The following is a 16,604-nucleotide window of genomic DNA, read 5'->3' on the forward strand; positions in this document are numbered from 1 at the left end:
CATGAAGGCGTTTTGCAGCAATCAAGAAAAGCTGTCGCCATTTGCTGAGGAGTCAATTATGAGCTGGATTATTGGGGTTTTATTAGTGATAGCAGGAGCCATTATCGGCTTTTTTGTTGCACGTTATACTCAAACAAACGGCCAGTCCGGCAACCTTGAAGAGCAAGTAGAGAAAAGTCAGCAGCAGTTGAGCGAGTACCAGCGTGAAGTTGCGGAACATTTTGCTACCGCTAACGCAATGATGGAGCAACTGTCTGACACTCAGCAGAAGTTGCAAAGCTACCTGAATCAGAGCGCGGAACTTCTCCAACAGCCAGGTTCTCAAGGTGACCTTCCCTTCTTCTCGGAAGATACCATTAAGCAATTACGGGTTGCTAACTCATTAAATCAAGATCACCGCTCAGGTCGAGATGGCCGTGAGGCTGAACAAATTCCGCGTGACTATACGGAAGGTTCAAGCAGTCTTTTCTCTGATGATCGCCGTGAGTCCGACAAAAAAGATACGTCCAACATATCTTGAAACATTTTTAGAGTGAACTCATATCACTGACAAGCGGTCATAAACACGAACCGTTTGTTGGTGATTATTTAAGGAGTTACTCTAATCATGAAACGAGTCTTAGCCTTATTCAGTGCTTTTGTTATTGTTACATCGGCAACCTTGAGCTCTCCCGTAAGTGCAGGTATTCCATTTTTCGGTAAAAACGACGAGCAGCCAACGCTTGCTCCCATGCTTGAAGAAGTCACACCTGCCGTTGTTAATATTTCAGTAAAAGGTAAACGCGAAGTAAGACAGCGCCTGCCCGATGCCTTGCGCTTTTTCTTCGGTCCCAACGCACCACGTGAACAAGTTCGCGAGCACCCTTTTCAAGGACTAGGCTCAGGCGTCATTATTGATGCCGAGAACGGCTACGTTGTCACTAACAATCACGTTATTGATGACGCAACAGAGATTTTGGTGACTTTAAAAGACGGCCGCGAATTGGATGCTAAGGTGATAGGTACCGATGAGCGTTCAGACGTTGCGTTATTAAAAATCGAAAACGCTGAAGGTCTCAGCGAAATTGAACTGGGCAAGTCATCAGAACTTCGTGTTGGAGACTTTGTTGTCGCTATCGGTAATCCATTTGGATTAGGCCAAACCGTCACTTCAGGCATTGTCAGTGCGTTAGGTCGCGGTGGTTTAGGCATTGAAGAGTTAGAAAACTTCATTCAAACCGACGCTGCTATTAACAGCGGTAACTCTGGCGGCGCCCTGGTGACATTAGACGGCAAGCTGATAGGAATTAACACCGCTATTTTAGGACCGAATGGAGGCAATATAGGTATTGGCTTTGCTATTCCTTCAGACATGATGAATAACCTGGTTCAACAACTTATTGAATTCGGTGAAGTGCGTCGAGGGGTGCTTGGCGTACGCGGTAACGACCTCACTCACGATGTTGCGCAGGCGCTGAATATTCCTGTTAACCGGGGCGCTTTTGTGTCTCAAGTAATTCCGGGTAGCGCCGCAGCAGAGGCTGGTATTGAATCCGGTGACGTTATTATTGAAGTCAACGGTCAGGCCATTCGCTCATTCTCTGAGTTAGGCGCTTTAGTCGGATCCATTGGTTCTGGTCAGGACATAGAGCTTGGTATTATCCGCGACAGCGAAGAGATGACCGTTGATGTCACCTTAGGCTCGCAAGATACCGCTGTTACTGCTGCCGCCATACACCCCGCCCTTGAGGGAGCAACCCTTGCGGTGGCTAGTGGTCAGCAGGGCATTGAAATAACCGAGCTCGAGGAGCGTTCACCCGCTGCCCGCATAGGTCTTGAGGAAGGCGATATTATTCAAGGTGTTAACCGCAAACGAGTCACTAGTGTGGCAGACCTAAGAGCAGCAATAGAAGACAAGCAAGGGGTCATAGCCCTCAACGTTAAGCGTGGCGACAGTTCACTCTTTATTGTACTGCGTAACGCAAACTGAGGTTGTGACATTTCAGTGGCATCAGTGCTATGCTGATGCCACCTAATAATAAATATAAAAAGCGAGTAACGCGTGTCTCCAATAGTACGGTTTTTGTTTCAATCGGTTGGTTTAGGTCTTGTCGTTGCCGCCATTGTTTTACTGACTCAACCCCTTTGGGGACAAAGCAACTCTTTCCGCCAGTCACAAAACGACGTTATTTCTTTTAGCCAGGCCGTCAAAAAGGCCGCGCCAGCTGTCGTCAACATTTACAGCATGGGTGAAATTCAAGGCTCTTACTACCAGCCTCAGTCATCGCGCGTTTGGCGATTGGGCTCGGGCGTTATCATGGACTCTAACGGCTACATTCTTACCGCTCATCACGTTGTCGATAGCGTCGATAAGATCGAAGTCGCACTACAGGACGGCCGTCGATACGCAGCGCAACTCATTGGTAGTGACAGATATACCGATCTTGCAGTGCTTAAAATAGATGCCAATAACTTGCCGGTCATTCCGGTGCAGTCAAGCCGCCGTGTGCAAGTGGGTGATATCGTTTTAGCCATTGGTAACCCCTACAATATTGGCCAGACCATTACTCAGGGCATCATTAGCGCAACCGGCGGACGCGTGGGCGTGAGCAACTCCTATTCCGACCTTATTCAGATGGACGCAGTTATCAATCAAGGTGCCTCGGGTGGTGCTTTAGTAAATACTGCTGGTGAACTTATTGGTATTAATAACGCGCGATACAACTCGTCAATGGATGACGGAGGTGAAGGCATTTATTTTGCAGTGCCGTATGCAACCGCACAATCGGTAATGGATACGTTAATCCGTGAAGGCGAAGTGGTACGGGGCTACATTGGTATAACTGTGAACCCTAACTTTAGTGAGCAGCAGTCTTTGTCCGGTATTTATGTCACCGGTGTAGAAAGAGGCAGTCCTGCCGCTTTAGCCGGGCTAAGACGTAATGACTTTATTGTCTCTATTGGTGGCCAGCCGGTTCGCTCTGCTCCAGAAGGACTGGATAAAGTGGCGAGCACCCCGCCAGGCGAAGAACTTGAAGTCGAGTTTTACCGAGGAGAACAAAAAATGGCAACAACCGTCACCGTTTCTGAACTCCCTCGATAATTTACTTCTCGCTAACGCGGACAATGTCCGCACCAAGCGCTTGTAGTTTTTTCTCAATAGACTCATAACCACGGTCGATATGGTAAATCCGTTCAACCGTGGTCTCGCCTGTCGCAACAAGCCCTGCAATAACCAGTGAGGCAGATGCACGCAAGTCGGTACACATAACTTCGGCGCCAGTTAACTTATCAACGCCATGACAAATAGCGGTGTTACCTTCTGAGTCGACATTGGCCCCCATGCGTCTCAGCTCAGGGATATGCATGAAACGGTTCTCAAATATCGTTTCACGAATATTGGCAGTTCCTTCAGCAATGGCATTGAGCGTGCAAAATTGCGCTTGCATATCTGTCGGGAACCCTGGGTGAGGTGCTGTAATAATGTTAACCGCTTTAGGTCGTTTAGTGCTTTTCAAAGACAGCCAGTTATCACCTTTTTTAATGTCTGCTCCGGCTTCTTCAAGCTTTTTAATAACGGCATCTAAAGCGGAAGGGTCCGTATTCTCACAGCGAACTGATCCCCCTGTGGCCAATGCCGCAACGAGAAAAGTCCCGGTTTCTATACGATCTGGCATTACGCTGTATTCACCGCCAGACAAAGATTCAACGCCATTAATATAAATAGTGTCGTTGCCTGCGCCTTTGACATCTGCGCCCAGTGCATTCAGAAAGTTCGCTAAATCTACAATTTCCGGCTCACGGGCTGCATTCTCAATGACCGTTTGCCCATCAGCTAACACCGCTGCCATCATTAGGTTTTCAGTACCTGTAACGCTGACGGTATCAAGAAGAATCTCGGCACCTTTAAGGCGTCCATTGACCGATGCTTTTATATAGCCATTTTCGACATCAATGTGAGCGCCCATTTTTCTCAGGCCCTCAATGTGCAAGTTAACAGGCCGCGCACCTATTGCGCACCCACCAGGTAATGACACTTCAGCTTTACCTGTTTTAGCCAGCAGAGGACCTAACACCAAAATGGACGCACGCATTGTTTTTACGAGCTCATAAGGCGCCTTAAAGTGGTTCAAGGTAGTTGGGTCGATACATACTGCAGTCTCGCCGACACGGCGGTGTGTTACGCCAAGGCAATCTAACAGTTCCAAAGTAGTATCGACGTCGTGCAGATTCGGCACGTTCGATAACGTCACTTTATCGGATGGCAAAACCGTTGCCATAAGAATAGGTAGTGCAGCGTTTTTAGCACCAGAAATAGTTACTGTGCCGGACAACGCCTGCCCACCTCTAATTTTAAACTTATCCATCAACAATCAGGCCTTAAGGCATCATCAGTTTTTTATCACGCGCCCAGTCATCCGGCGTGTACGCTTTTATTGATACCGCATGGATTTCACCGCTTGAAATATGAGGATTCAGCGGTGCGTAGATAGCTTGCTGACGCTTCACTTTGCTCATACTTTCAAAGTCATCACTGACCGCGATAATATCAACATTAGCACCGTCAACTTTTACGTAGAGTTCACTCAGGTTTAATGCGTCATTGAGCAATGTTTTTAACTGTTCTTCATTCATATCTAATAAACCGCTTATGTTCCTTTCAAAGGCGACTAGCTTAACGAAAGCAGCGACTCAACGCCACTGACTGAGGCAATCTGCTTTAATTGTTCAGAGGCACCGATGCATTTTAGTGGCGCATTAGTACCTTGCGTTGCTTTCATTACTTCCAGTAGAAACGCAACACCGGCAGTATCAATAACCTCAACCTGGCTGACGTCGACAGACACTAACTCATCGCCAAGCCACTGTCCGCGGGTCTTCCACAAGGTCGGGACACTGTTACGCGTCAGCGAGCCTTTAAAGGCAATAACACTGTCTTCTGTTCGACTCACCGATGCCTGTGCCGTGCTCATTATATTCCCTCAGCTGGATTATCAATTTCTTCGTCAGCTTTGATAGGCTCTTGAGCTTTTTGTTCAATAAGCTCAATCGTTTTATCAATGCCGTTTGAACGAATCACAGCAGAAATTTCACTTTGCTTGCTATTTAATAAACTAATGCCTTCAACCACTAAGTCATAAGCCTTCCAAAGGTCTTCATCCCGGTCATAACGAATACGAAAGTCCAGGCGTATCTCAGGGCGTCCAGTTTCCTTAACTCGTGTTTTTACAACCGCCGTCCGCGCGTCGTCCGGAAGCTCAGCTGCCGGCTCAAAAGAAACGGTATGTTTACTCTCGTCGTACTGTGTAAATGCGCGTGCATATGTCGCCACTAGATAATCATAAAAAGCACGGTAAAAAGCTTCACGCTGTTCTTTTGTTGTATCTCTTAAGTAACGACCAAGCACCTTTTTAGATGCATACAAGCTATCCACATAAGGCATAAGCTCGTCTTTAACGATAACTTTTAAGTGGTTTGGGTCTTCGTCAATTTTGCCTCGCTCGTTCTCAATACGCTCAAAAGTGACTTCGGCTACTTCTTTTAACAACTCGTACGGGTCGTCATTACGAATAAGTTCCGCATTTGCTGCTGAGCTCACAACGACCATCGCGACAAGCGCTAGCAGCCACTTTTTAAATGACATGATTGACTCCTTTAAACTAATCATTGCCCTGACTAAATAAGAATTGACCAATTAGATTCTCTAAAACCAACGCCGACTTCGTGTCCGTGATTGAATCGCCGTCTTCAAGCATGCTGACACTGTCGTCAATAAAGCCCGGTTGCAAGCCTAAGTATTGCTCGCCTAGCAGGCCCGATGTCAGAACAGAAACTGAACTGGTCTCGGAAAACTCGTCATACTCTTTACTGATAGACATTTCTACCAACGGTTCATAGTAGTCACCAGCCAACGAAATATCGGTAACACGACCAACAACGACACCACCTACTTTCACTGGTGAACGTACTTTCAAGCTACCAATATTGTCGAATTTTGCGTAAAGCGTGTAGGTTTCACCTGATGTTGTCATGGTGCCGCTGGCCGCTCGTAAAGCGATAAAGGACAGCGCCAACACGCCCAGTACAACAAAAATACCTACCCATAACTGTGTTTTTCTTGATTCCATGGTTACCCACCAAACATGATAGCTGTAAGAATAAAGTCTAGACCTAAAACGGCTAACGACGCAGTGACAACGGTTGACGTTGTTGCCGCACTGATACCCGCAGATGTCGGCACTGCCCGGTACCCTTTATAGAGGGCTATCCAGGTGACTACAAATGCAAAAACAATAGATTTTATGACACCGTTTAATAGGTCATCCTGCCAGTCGACAGCCGATTGCATGACGGACCAAAACGCCCCTTCATCAACGCCTAGCCAGCCAGAGCCTACTAAGTAACCGCCATAAATACCCACTGCTGAAAACATCAGAGCCAACAGCGGCATACTGATTAAACCAGCCCAAAAGCGCGGTGCAATAACCCGTCTTAACGGGTCAACAGCCATCATTTCCAGGCTTGATAACTGCTCGGTTGCTTTCATTAACCCAATTTCTGCCGTGAGCGCTGAACCGGCTCTGCCCGCAAACAATAAGCCTGTGACAACGGGCCCTAGTTCACGTAAAAGTGACAATGCGACCATTGGCCCTAAGCTCTGCTCAGCCCCGTAGTCCACCAATATCGTGTAACCTTGCAACCCTAAGACCATGCCAATGAACAAGCCACTGACAATAATGATGACCATTGATAAAACGCCAACAACGTACATTTGCTTAATAAACAATGGCCATGATTTACGTGGCTGGGGCTTGCCAATAATGGCACTGACAAACATGGCTAACGCAAAACCTATACCTGCCACGCTATCGAGCACACGACGGCCGACATTTTCGAAAAACTGACTCATTTTTCGCCTCCGAGTAAGTCCGTCGTGAAGTCGTCATTAGAATAATGAAACGCCACAGGACCGTCCGCATTCCCCTGTAAGAACTGCTTAATAATATCGGTGTCGTTATTTCTAAGCTCGTCGGGCGTGCCTTCACCAACCACTTTTTTGTCTGCTATAACGTACGCATAGTCAGCAATAGAAAGCACCTCTTTTACATCGTGAGAAACCACTATAGAGGTTAAGCCCAGCGATTGATTCAGTGATTTAATCAGTTTAACGATAACGCCCATTGAGATGGGATCCTGCCCGGCAAAGGGCTCGTCATACATAATTATGTCGGGGTCAAGTGCAATAGCTCTTGCCAGAGCTGCGCGCCGAGCCATTCCACCGGATAATTCAGAGGGCATTAAGTCTCTCGCGCCACGAAGCCCCACCGCTTCCAGCTTCATCAGTACAACACTGCGAATAATGTCTTCGGAAAGCTCGGTGTGCTCACGCAACGGGAACGCCACATTATCAAAAACAGACATATCGGTAAACAACGCACCGCTTTGAAACAGCATGCTCATACGCTTCCTTAACTCATAGAGCTTATCTCTACTGAGTTTCGGAACCTCTTCCCCTGCAACTTTAATGCTGCCTTTGCTTGGTTTTAGTTGCCCACCAATAAGTTTCAGCAATGTCGTCTTCCCGATACCACTGGGACCCATCACCGCAATCACTTTTCCTTTTGGCACAGTCAATGACAAACCGTTGTATAAAGGTCTGTCACCATGCGCAAAATGAACGTCTTTTAACTCAACTAACTGTGTCACACGCTGTCCTGTTTCTCTCAACCGCCAAGCTTCATAAAAGCTGAAGAGTATAACGGTTTCCGGTTACATCCTGCACCGCAATAATTGTTGCAAAGTTTATCAGCTACCGGAGTTTGTTTCCGTTAATTTATCGATTTGATTCAGTAAATATTCCGCAAATTGCTCTCGTTCGGTCACGCATTGCTCGCACAAGTTCAGTTGCTCGAACAAACGCGCTCCATGCACCGAGTAAAACAGCATTCGCCCTACTTGTTCACCCAGGTGCCGCTCCATTTGCTTTATGGTGTCATTGACATGCCGTTTTAAAGGCTCGAGCAAATCTGGATTGCTCGCCGCGGCTGCCAACATCCCGCTACCCAATCGAGCACACTCAGCATCAGTATCTAAAGCCGCCAGTAATATACTCTTAGGTTCTTTATTTGGGTCATTTTCCAAACGTTCTAAATGCTCTTGCTTCAACCGCTCAAAACGCTCAACACGCCGCTGCAACATGGCTTGCAGCAATGCATCCTTATTGGAAAAGTGATAAAGCAGGCCGCCTTTGCTAATTCCGGTCTGTTGGCTGAGCGCATCAAAGGTCAGGTGTGAGGCGCCTTCGCTTGCCACCAAGCTGTCCGCAGCATCCAGAATCAGCTCTTTATTGCTTGGCCGTCCCACCTTATTTTTATGCTGCATATTGTCGTGCATAAAGAACTCTCTTTATAAACCGTCTGGTTGGTATAGTAATTAAATTCCGGCAAAATCGCAAGATTTCTTCCTATGCGGTAGGCATAACCTAAGTGAATAACGTATTATAGCCCCAGTATAGTTAAGATTGGGAAAAAGCTATGAAGCAAGTGACCCAGAACTTCCGCCAATTAGGCCAACAAGTCCTGGATATTGAGAAGCAGGCCATCGAAGGGCTGTATGAGTACCTAGATGACAACTTCGATGCTGCCTGCCAGACATTATTTAACTGCAAAGGCCGGGTTATCGTTACCGGCATGGGTAAATCAGGACACATTGGCGGGAAAATTGCGGCGACGCTCGCTTCAACCGGAACACCATCGTTCTTCGTTCACCCGGGTGAAGCCAGTCACGGCGATCTGGGCATGGTCGCTGCTCAAGACGTTGTCATTGCTATTTCAAACAGTGGTGAAACATCAGAAGTTCTCAATATTTTGCCAGTTATAAAGCGCCTTGGTGTGCCGCTGATAGCCATGACAGGCAAACCCGAGTCGACACTTGCCCGACTGGCCGATACACACGTTTGCATTGCAGTAGCACAGGAAGCTTGTCCGTTAGGTTTGGCGCCAACAGCCTCGACGACAGCAACCCTGGTGATGGGTGATGCGTTAGCCGTGGCCCTGCTAAACGCCCGTGGCTTTACGGCGGACGATTTTGCACTGTCACACCCAGGCGGTTCCTTAGGTAAGCGTTTGCTGCTTCGTTTGCAAGACATTATGCACACCGGCGAACGTATTCCGTTAGTGTCAGAAAGTGCCATTATTCGTGATGCATTGCTGGAAATGTCGCGTAAAGGTCTAGGTATGACGGCAATTACCGACACACAAGGTCGACTGGCCGGTATTTTCACCGATGGCGATTTACGCCGCATTCTCGATAACCAAGTCGATGTACACACCACTTCTATTGCCGATGTTATGACTCGTTCTTGCACAACAGCAAATGCTGATATGCTGGCCGCAGAAGCCTTAAAACTTATGCAAGACCGCAAGATAAACGGCCTTATCATTACTGACCAGGAAGGCCGCCCTTGTGGCGCAATGAATATGCATGACTTACTGCAAGCAGGAGTTCTGTAACATGGAATGCATTAATACTTGGTATGGCGACATCGAAAAGCCATTGTTCGAGCGTTTTTCTCAAGTTCGACTGTTAGTGCTCGATATCGACGGTGTTTTTTCCGATGGTCGTATTTACCTCGGTAACGACGGTGAGGAACTAAAAGCTTTTCACACTCGTGACGGCTTTGGTATGAAAGCACTAAAAAATACCGGTATAGAAACAGCCGTTATAACTGGCCGTCAATCGGACATCGTTCAGCGGCGCATGCAGCACTTGGATGTGTCTAACATTTATCAGGGACAAACGGATAAAACCCAGGCGTTCAACGAGCTTCTGTCTCAACACAACTTAAGTGCGGAACAAACCGCTTATGTGGGTGACGACACGCCGGATCTTGCACTAATACAACAGGCAGGCATTGGCGTAGCGGTGAAAGACGCACACCCGTCTGTTCAGCAACAGGCACAATATATTACCCGGTGCGCTGGCGGTTTTGGTGCCGTACGTGAAGTATGCGATTTAATTATGTTGAGCCAGGGGCTTTTGCATGACGCCAAAGGAGCCAGTGTGTGAATTGGCGTATCGTCGGTATTATTGTCCTTTTGTTTGGCTTAGGACTCTTACTTGTGCTGCGTCCTTTTAGTGATGACGGCGAAGAAGGCGCTGCTACTGCGACAAAGTTGATGCAGCCGGACTTTACGGCCTACGGCCTTGAGACCAAGATATTTGAGAGTGATGGTGCTTTGGCGCACCAAATTCGCTCTGAAGAAATGGCACACTACAACCAAATTGGTTTGACCGAACTGAAACAGCCAAAGTATTCCGTTTTTTCACAAGACGGTACTGAAACCTGGCAAGTCAGTGCGGAGCAAGGTACCTTTTACGATGACAAAACGCTGATTCTGGAGCGCAGTGTCGAGATACAGGCTTTGCAGGAAAGTTCACCAATACAACGCATCATGACAGAATACCTGGTTATAGACTTAGCCAATGAGTCCATGAGTACTGAATACCCAGTAATAATGCGAGGGCCACAAGTGGTCGTTCGTGGTGATGGTTTAAGCGCCGACATGAGCGCAGAAATAATGGAGTTAAAACGACATGTTAAAACGGTTTTCCAGCCAAAGTCTTAGCTTCCTGGCGCTATTAGTGCTTCCTTTGGCTGTTATGGCGCAAGGAAAAGCTGACTTTAAAAAGCCGATGGAAGTCGAGTCGAGCCACGAGCAGTTCGACATCAAGAATAATAAGCTAGTACTGACTGATAACGTTATCATTCGGCAAGGTACCTTGCTTATTAACGCTGACCGACTTGAAGCCTCTGCCAGTGAAAACGGTGAACAAGCAGACACCTTTATTGCGGAAGGCTCTCCGGCAACCTATACACAAACGCTGGAAAACGGAAATGAAATTAGTGCTCAAGCCAATAAGATAACCTACTTCCAGACTGAGCAGCGGCTTGAACTCAGTGGCGATGCAAAAATTTCGCAAGGTACCAGTAGTTCAAGTGGCGATACTATTGTTTATGACTTGGCTGAGCAAACCATCTCGGCAAGCAGTTCTGATACCGATAACGGACGCGTGATTACGATATTTACGCCGAAAACAAAAGACGACAAAAACGATAACGAGAACCCTTAATATGGCAACCTTACGAGTTAAACATCTCGCCAAAAGCTTTAAGCGTCGTCAGGTTGTAAAAGACGTTAGTCTGGAAGTCAGTCAGGGCCAAATTATTGGGCTGTTAGGCCCAAATGGCGCAGGGAAGACAACAACCTTCTATATGATTGTCGGCTTGATCAACAGCGACAAAGGCCAGATTTTACTGGATAAAGACGACTTAACCGCCCTGCCGATGCACGAGCGTGCTCGCCGCGGAATTGGCTACTTACCGCAAGAGGCGTCTATTTTCAGAAAATTGACCGTGCGTGATAACTTGATGGCTATTTTAGAAACTCGCAAAGAGCTCTCTGCAAACGAGCGCGAAGAGCAGCTCGACTCGCTGCTGGAAGAGTTTAATATTGGGCATATCGCTAATAGCCTGGGCATGAGTTTATCTGGCGGCGAGAGGCGCCGCGTTGAAATCGCCCGCGCATTAGCTGCTGAGCCCACGTTTATTCTGTTAGATGAGCCTTTCGCAGGCGTTGACCCTATTTCGGTTATCGATATTAAGAAAATTGTTGAACATTTGAAGCAGCGTGGTATTGGTGTACTTATTACCGATCATAATGTCAGAGAAACGCTGTCCGTTTGTGAACACGCGTATATTGTTAGCCACGGAGAACTTATTGCCAGCGGAGATGCAGAAAGTATATTATCGAATCAACAGGTTAAAGACGTTTACCTCGGTGAGCAGTTCACCCTTTAATGTGATACCGGGACGATAACCATGAGACAAAGTCTGCAGCTAAAAATTGGTCAGCAACTGACCATGACGCCTCAGTTACAACAAGCTATACGCTTGCTGCAGCTCTCTTCGCTCGACTTACAGGCAGAGATTCAAGACGCTCTGGACAATAACCCATTGTTAGAAGTCGAGAGTGAGCAGTCCCAGGACAGCGACAGCGCGGATCATGTAAACTCCTTACATAAAGACGACAGCCAACGAGAAACATCCGACGTTATTAAAACTCAGGAAATGCCGGAAGATCTGCCTGTCGACAGTACCTGGGACGATACTTATTCGTCATCTACGCCAGTCAATGGCGCAGCATCGAGCAGTAAGTCGTACGACGGCGACTACGAGGTTTACCAAGGCTCAACCAGCGAATCTCTGCAGGATCATCTCATTTGGCAAATGCAGCTCTCACACTTTTCTGAGGAAGACACCGCCATTGGCGAAGCCATTATTGAGGCTATTGACGACAACGGTTATTTAACCGCAGATATCGACGACATTATAGAGTCTGTGCGCCTACCCGAGGTTGGCGAGGAAGAAGTTTGCATGGTACTCAAGCGCATTCAACATTTCGACCCTGTCGGAGTTGGTGCGCGCACAGTTAGTGAGTGTCTCGCCATTCAGTTAAGACAACTGGATGACCGCACGCCCTTCAAATATGACGCCCTAACCCTTGTTTGCGATCATATGGACTTGTTAGGCAACCGCGACTTTCGCAATATTCAGCGCAAGCTGAAGCTATCAGAAAACGACTTACGAGAAGTCATGCGCCTAATTCAGCAAATGCACCCACACCCGGGCGAACAAGTTGCTCAGCAAGAAGTCGAGTACGTTATTCCTGACGTTGCAGTCATGAAAAAGAATGGCCGCTGGGTGGTCGAATTAAACCCCGATAGCGTACCTAAATTAAAGGTCAATGAAGAATACGCGGCACTGAGTAAAGCGGCGAAGTCCTCGGCAGACAGTCAGTATATTAAAAACCATACGCAAGAAGCTCGTTGGTTTATTAAAAGCCTCGAAAGCCGTAATGAAACACTGCTGAAAGTTGCCAACTGCATTGTCCAGCGCCAGCAAGGCTTTTTTGAGTACGGCGAAGAGGCAATGAAGCCTATGGTACTCAACGATGTCGCCGAAGCGGTAGAAATGCATGAAAGTACTATTTCACGAGTGACAACGCAGAAGTTTTTACATTGCCCAAGAGGCATTTTTGAACTGAAATACTTTTTCTCTAGCCATGTCAGTACAGAAGGTGGAGGTGAGTGTTCAAGTACCGCAATACGTGCTTTAATTAAGAAGTTGGTCGCTGCAGAAAATCGTAGCAAACCATTAAGCGACAGCAAAATCGCTGAACTGATAGCCGAGCAAGGCATCAAAGTAGCGAGGAGGACAATTGCGAAGTACCGGGAATCATTGAATATTCCCTCATCGAGTCAACGCAAGAGTCTTTTATAACTTGTAAACTGCAGAAGGAAGACGTTATGCAAATTAATCTTACTGGTCATCATATCGATATCACTGAGTCTCTGCGTGAGTATGTGGATACAAAATTTGCTAAGTTAGAGCGCCATTTTGACCATATAACCAACGTTCACGTCATCCTTAATGTTGAAAAAACGAATCAAAAAGCAGAAGCTACCGTGCATTTGAACGGCGGCGAAATTTTTGCTGACTCTGTTCACGATGATATGTACGCAGCGATTGACGGCTTAATCAACAAACTCGACCGTCAGGTTATTAAACACAAAGAAAAAATGAAAAAGCATTAGTCCATGCAAATAAGTGAGTTGTTAAGCCCCGACTGCACCAAGTGTGCAGTCGAGGGTGCAAGTAAAAAGCGGTTATTAGAGACCATTAGCCAAATTGTTGCGCCGAAACTGTCAGGCATTACCCGTCATGACATTTTTGAAAGCCTTATAAATCGCGAGCGCTTGGGAAGTACCGGCATTGGTTTAGGTATTGCGATACCCCATGGACGACTCGCTAAAGCCAGCCATCCGGTTGCCGTATTATTGACGTTGGATGAGCCGATTGAATTTGACGCTATTGATAACCAGCCGGTTGATATTGTTTTTGCGCTGTTAGTGCCTGAGTCAGAGCATGAAAACCATTTACAGACACTGGCCGCAGTTGCACGTCGCATGAACGACAAAGATTGCACCAGAGCACTTCGCAACGCTGATACAGACAACGCACTTTATCAACTATTTATTGGGGAAGGTGAAGATAAGCCATGCAACTGATTATTGTCAGTGGTCGCTCGGGATCGGGTAAAACTATCGCCCTTCGAGTACTCGAGGATCTTGGCTTTTACTGTGTCGACAACTTACCCATTAGCCTACTACCAACACTGGTCCATGCGGTCATGGAACAGTATTCTAAAATTGCCATAAGCATTGACGTTCGCAACTTGCCAGAGCATTCAGAAGAGCTGCTCGATTCACTGAATTTTCTACCCAAAGGGGTTGAACCCGAAGTGCTATTTATTGATGCCGACGACAACACCCTGCTTAAGCGATTTGGTGAAACACGCCGGTTGCACCCGCTGTCGCAAAAAGAGTTACCTCTGGTTGATGCATTACAAGCCGAGCTTAAATTGTTAGAGCCCATTATGGAGCGCGCTACCTGGCGCCTCGACAGCAGCGACTTGTCATTGCATCAACTTAGCGAAGAGGTGCGAGAGCGTGTATTAGGCAGAGCAGATAAAAAACTGATTATCGTCTTTCAGTCCTTTGGTTTTAAGTACGGGCTGCCTAAAGACGCCGACTTTGTGTTTGACGCTCGCATATTGCCTAATCCGCACTGGCAACCCGAGCTCAAATTGCTCACGGGGTTAGACCCGGATGTGCAGCATTATTTCCGACAACAGCCGTTAGTGACTAAGTTTATTTATCAGCTCGAAAACTTTTTGGGAACCTGGCTGCCACACTTTCAGCGCAGCAACCGCAGCTACTTAACGATTGCTACAGGCTGTACTGGCGGGCAGCATCGCTCCGTTTATATTTCTCAGCAGTTAGCAGAGCGTTTTGAACAAAAATCGGTGAAAGTTCAAGTCCGTCATCGGGAGTTAAAGCAGCATGACTAAAGCTTGCAAGACACTTGTTATACGCAATAAACTAGGACTTCATGCTCGGGCAGCCACTAAACTTGCGCAGCTCACGCAGTCATTCAAATCTGAAATTACCGTTCAGCAAGGCGAGCAGTGTGTTAACGCAGCAAGTGTTATGTGTTTAATGCTACTTGCCAGTCAACAGGGCAAGTCGGTTGAGGTTTGTGCTGAAGGCGATGACGCAGAAGACGCATTAGTAGCAGTAAGTGAATTGTTCGAAGATCGCTTTGAGGAAAACGAGTAACACATGATAGCCGAGCTGTCCGATAAAGAATATGCCATGCAAAGAATTCAGGAGGTTAACTCAGCGTTAGCCGATGGTATGTTCGTGGCCGCTCGACGCATGCTTCACAACATGCCTGCCTGCGACGTTGCCTTACTTCTGGAGTCGTCGCCACCGAAAAGCCGTTCGAAAATCTGGAAGCTTGTCGACATTGACGAGCACGGCGAAATTCTTGAAGAACTGAACGAAGAGGTTCAGAAAGACATTATTCGTCAGATGGCGCCGGAAAATCTGGCCGCCGCGACTGAAGGCATGGATACCGATGACCTAGCTTACGTGTTACGTGGTTTGCCCGAGCCAGTGTATCAGGAAGTCTTAAAGTCGATGGACGAAGGCGATCGGGAGCGGGCTGAAACCGCTCTTTCCTACGCCGAAGACAGCGCTGGTGGTATCATGAATACCGATACCATTACGGTGCGCTCAGACGTCACCATCGACGTTGTATTGCGTTATCTGCGCCTTAAAGGGGAGTTACCGGAAGCAACAGACAAGCTCTATGTTGTCGACCGTAATGAAAAAGTCACCGGTGAAATATCGCTAACGCAATTACTGACCGTTGATCCCAGCCGCCGTATCGATGAAATTATGTCGTCAGATATAACGACCATACCCGTCGATATGGACGAAACCGAAGTTGCTAAGCTCTTCGAGCGTCATGACTGGGTCTCCGCACCGGTTGTGGACAGTGATCAGCAGCTCGTTGGTCGTATCACTATCGACGATGTGGTGGATATTATTCGCGAAGATGCTCAGCACTCTATGCTGAGTATGGCAGGTTTGGAAGACGACGAAGATACCTTCGCGCCCGTACTGAAAAGTACCCGCCGCCGCACGGTTTGGCTAGCAGTCAACTTGGTCACCGCCTTGCTCGCCGCCATGGTGAGTTCATTATTCGAAGATATTTTAGCACAAATGGCGGTGCTGGCTATTCTCAATACCATAGTGCCAAGTATGGGCGGAATTGCCGGTAGTCAGACTCTGACACTGGTGATTCGGGGCATGGCGCTCGGCCATATCGGCTCTAGTAACTCTCGCTGGTTAATCGGTAAAGAGCTCGCAATAGGCTTTCTGAACGGCGTTATTTGGTCGGTACTTATTGCGGCTGTTGTCGCGCTCTGGAAGCAGGATTTACTGGTCGGCGGTATTATCGCCTTTGCCATGATGATGAACTTACTGGCCGCAGCATTGGCCGGTGCGACTGTGCCGCTGATACTGAAGCGCTTTAATATTGACCCGGCACTTGCTGGTGGTGTGATTCTAACCACAGTGACCGATGTGGTGGGGATTTTCGCCTTCCTTGGCTCTGCAACTCTGTTACTTTCTTAACCGCCTTGGGTGCCCTAAGG

22 protein-coding genes are annotated in these 16,604 nt (G+C 47.5%); 14 read left to right on the forward strand and 8 right to left on the reverse strand.

Going from position 1 to position 16,604, the window contains the following annotated elements; all coding sequences use genetic code 11:
- The first annotated feature begins 58 nt into the window (after positions 1–58).
- The 3 genes from B3850_RS02035 (at position 59) to B3850_RS02045 (ending at position 3,082) form a co-directional block, all read left to right on the forward strand.
- Positions 59–520 carry a YhcB family protein gene (locus B3850_RS02035; protein ID WP_053953057.1) on the forward strand — a complete coding sequence of 154 codons (462 nt, stop codon included), beginning with the start codon at positions 59–61 and terminating at the stop codon, positions 518–520.
- A gap of 87 nt (positions 521–607) precedes the next feature.
- Complete coding sequence (locus B3850_RS02040) at positions 608–1,969, forward strand: DegQ family serine endoprotease (protein WP_053953058.1); 1,362 nt, start codon at positions 608–610, stop codon at positions 1,967–1,969.
- A 72-nt stretch (positions 1,970–2,041) separates the two neighbouring features.
- Complete coding sequence (locus B3850_RS02045; protein WP_053953059.1) at positions 2,042–3,082, forward strand: trypsin-like peptidase domain-containing protein; 1,041 nt, start codon at positions 2,042–2,044, stop codon at positions 3,080–3,082.
- 1 nt (position 3,083) lies between these two features.
- On the opposite strand, the gene murA is transcribed toward B3850_RS02045, so the two are convergent.
- The 8 genes from murA to B3850_RS02085 all read right to left on the reverse strand — a co-directional run bounded on the left by murA (position 3,084) and on the right by B3850_RS02085 (position 8,373).
- Positions 3,084–4,346, reverse strand: a complete 1,263-nt coding sequence (gene murA, locus B3850_RS02050; protein WP_286911309.1) for a UDP-N-acetylglucosamine 1-carboxyvinyltransferase — start codon at positions 4,344–4,346, stop codon at positions 3,084–3,086.
- Between the two features lie 13 nt (positions 4,347–4,359).
- Positions 4,360–4,614 carry a BolA family protein gene (locus tag B3850_RS02055; protein WP_053953061.1) on the reverse strand — a complete coding sequence of 85 codons (255 nt, stop codon included), beginning with the start codon at positions 4,612–4,614 and terminating at the stop codon, positions 4,360–4,362.
- Between the two features lie 35 nt (positions 4,615–4,649).
- Positions 4,650–4,952 (reverse strand): STAS domain-containing protein, encoded by a 303-nt coding sequence (locus B3850_RS02060; RefSeq protein WP_053953062.1) that lies wholly within the window; start codon positions 4,950–4,952, stop codon positions 4,650–4,652.
- Positions 4,952–5,623 carry an MlaC/ttg2D family ABC transporter substrate-binding protein gene (locus B3850_RS02065; protein ID WP_053953063.1) on the reverse strand — a complete coding sequence of 224 codons (672 nt, stop codon included), beginning with the start codon at positions 5,621–5,623 and terminating at the stop codon, positions 4,952–4,954. The genes B3850_RS02060 and B3850_RS02065 overlap by 1 nt, the downstream gene beginning before the upstream one ends.
- Positions 5,624–5,639: 16 nt before the next feature.
- Complete coding sequence (gene mlaD / locus B3850_RS02070; protein ID WP_053953064.1) at positions 5,640–6,107, reverse strand: outer membrane lipid asymmetry maintenance protein MlaD; 468 nt, start codon at positions 6,105–6,107, stop codon at positions 5,640–5,642.
- A 2-nt stretch (positions 6,108–6,109) separates the two neighbouring features.
- Positions 6,110–6,889 (reverse strand): lipid asymmetry maintenance ABC transporter permease subunit MlaE, encoded by a 780-nt coding sequence (mlaE, locus tag B3850_RS02075; protein WP_053953065.1) that lies wholly within the window; start codon positions 6,887–6,889, stop codon positions 6,110–6,112.
- A complete protein-coding gene (mlaF, locus tag B3850_RS02080; protein WP_286875883.1) occupies positions 6,886–7,686 on the reverse strand; it encodes a phospholipid ABC transporter ATP-binding protein MlaF in 801 nt (266 codons plus the stop codon). Before mlaF ends, mlaE begins: the two co-directional genes overlap by 4 nt.
- Before the next feature lie 99 nt (positions 7,687–7,785).
- Positions 7,786–8,373 (reverse strand): TetR/AcrR family transcriptional regulator, encoded by a 588-nt coding sequence (locus tag B3850_RS02085; protein WP_286875884.1) that lies wholly within the window; start codon positions 8,371–8,373, stop codon positions 7,786–7,788.
- Between the two features lie 140 nt (positions 8,374–8,513).
- On the opposite strand from B3850_RS02085, the gene B3850_RS02090 reads away from it, so the two are divergent.
- From B3850_RS02090 to mgtE, 11 genes are read left to right on the forward strand one after another with little or no spacing between them, the layout of a single operon-like run.
- Positions 8,514–9,491: a KpsF/GutQ family sugar-phosphate isomerase gene (locus B3850_RS02090; RefSeq protein ID WP_286875886.1), complete on the forward strand. Its 978-nt coding sequence runs from the start codon at positions 8,514–8,516 to the stop codon at positions 9,489–9,491.
- Position 9,492: 1 nt separating this feature from the next.
- Entirely contained in the window at positions 9,493–10,047 is a 555-nt protein-coding gene (kdsC, locus tag B3850_RS02095; protein WP_286875888.1) for a 3-deoxy-manno-octulosonate-8-phosphatase KdsC, read from the forward strand.
- Positions 10,044–10,607, forward strand: coding sequence for an LPS export ABC transporter periplasmic protein LptC (gene lptC / locus B3850_RS02100; RefSeq protein WP_053953069.1), 564 nt, complete (start codon positions 10,044–10,046; stop codon positions 10,605–10,607). Before kdsC ends, lptC begins: the two co-directional genes overlap by 4 nt.
- A complete protein-coding gene (gene lptA, locus B3850_RS02105; RefSeq protein WP_286875892.1) occupies positions 10,576–11,112 on the forward strand; it encodes a lipopolysaccharide transport periplasmic protein LptA in 537 nt (178 codons plus the stop codon). The genes lptC and lptA overlap by 32 nt, the downstream gene beginning before the upstream one ends.
- A gap of 1 nt (position 11,113) precedes the next feature.
- Positions 11,114–11,839 (forward strand): LPS export ABC transporter ATP-binding protein, encoded by a 726-nt coding sequence (gene lptB / locus B3850_RS02110; RefSeq protein WP_053953071.1) that lies wholly within the window; start codon positions 11,114–11,116, stop codon positions 11,837–11,839.
- A 21-nt stretch (positions 11,840–11,860) separates the two neighbouring features.
- Positions 11,861–13,321: an RNA polymerase factor sigma-54 gene (locus B3850_RS02115; RefSeq protein WP_286875894.1), complete on the forward strand. Its 1,461-nt coding sequence runs from the start codon at positions 11,861–11,863 to the stop codon at positions 13,319–13,321.
- Between the two features lie 26 nt (positions 13,322–13,347).
- On the forward strand, positions 13,348–13,635 hold the full coding sequence (hpf, locus tag B3850_RS02120) for a ribosome hibernation promoting factor (protein ID WP_286875896.1): 288 nt from the start codon (positions 13,348–13,350) through the stop codon (positions 13,633–13,635).
- 3 nt (positions 13,636–13,638) lie between these two features.
- Positions 13,639–14,109: a PTS IIA-like nitrogen regulatory protein PtsN gene (ptsN, locus tag B3850_RS02125; RefSeq protein WP_286875898.1), complete on the forward strand. Its 471-nt coding sequence runs from the start codon at positions 13,639–13,641 to the stop codon at positions 14,107–14,109.
- Positions 14,100–14,951, forward strand: coding sequence for an RNase adapter RapZ (gene rapZ / locus B3850_RS02130; RefSeq protein ID WP_058576778.1), 852 nt, complete (start codon positions 14,100–14,102; stop codon positions 14,949–14,951). The genes ptsN and rapZ overlap by 10 nt, the downstream gene beginning before the upstream one ends.
- Positions 14,944–15,219 (forward strand): HPr family phosphocarrier protein, encoded by a 276-nt coding sequence (locus B3850_RS02135; protein WP_058576777.1) that lies wholly within the window; start codon positions 14,944–14,946, stop codon positions 15,217–15,219. Before rapZ ends, B3850_RS02135 begins: the two co-directional genes overlap by 8 nt.
- Before the next feature lie 3 nt (positions 15,220–15,222).
- On the forward strand, positions 15,223–16,584 hold the full coding sequence (gene mgtE / locus B3850_RS02140) for a magnesium transporter (RefSeq protein ID WP_053953077.1): 1,362 nt from the start codon (positions 15,223–15,225) through the stop codon (positions 16,582–16,584).
- Positions 16,585–16,604: the final 20 nt, after the last annotated feature.

This window comes from Idiomarina sp. UBA4520, from assembly GCF_002388365.1.
Classification (GTDB): domain Bacteria; phylum Pseudomonadota; class Gammaproteobacteria; order Enterobacterales; family Alteromonadaceae; genus Idiomarina; species Idiomarina zobellii.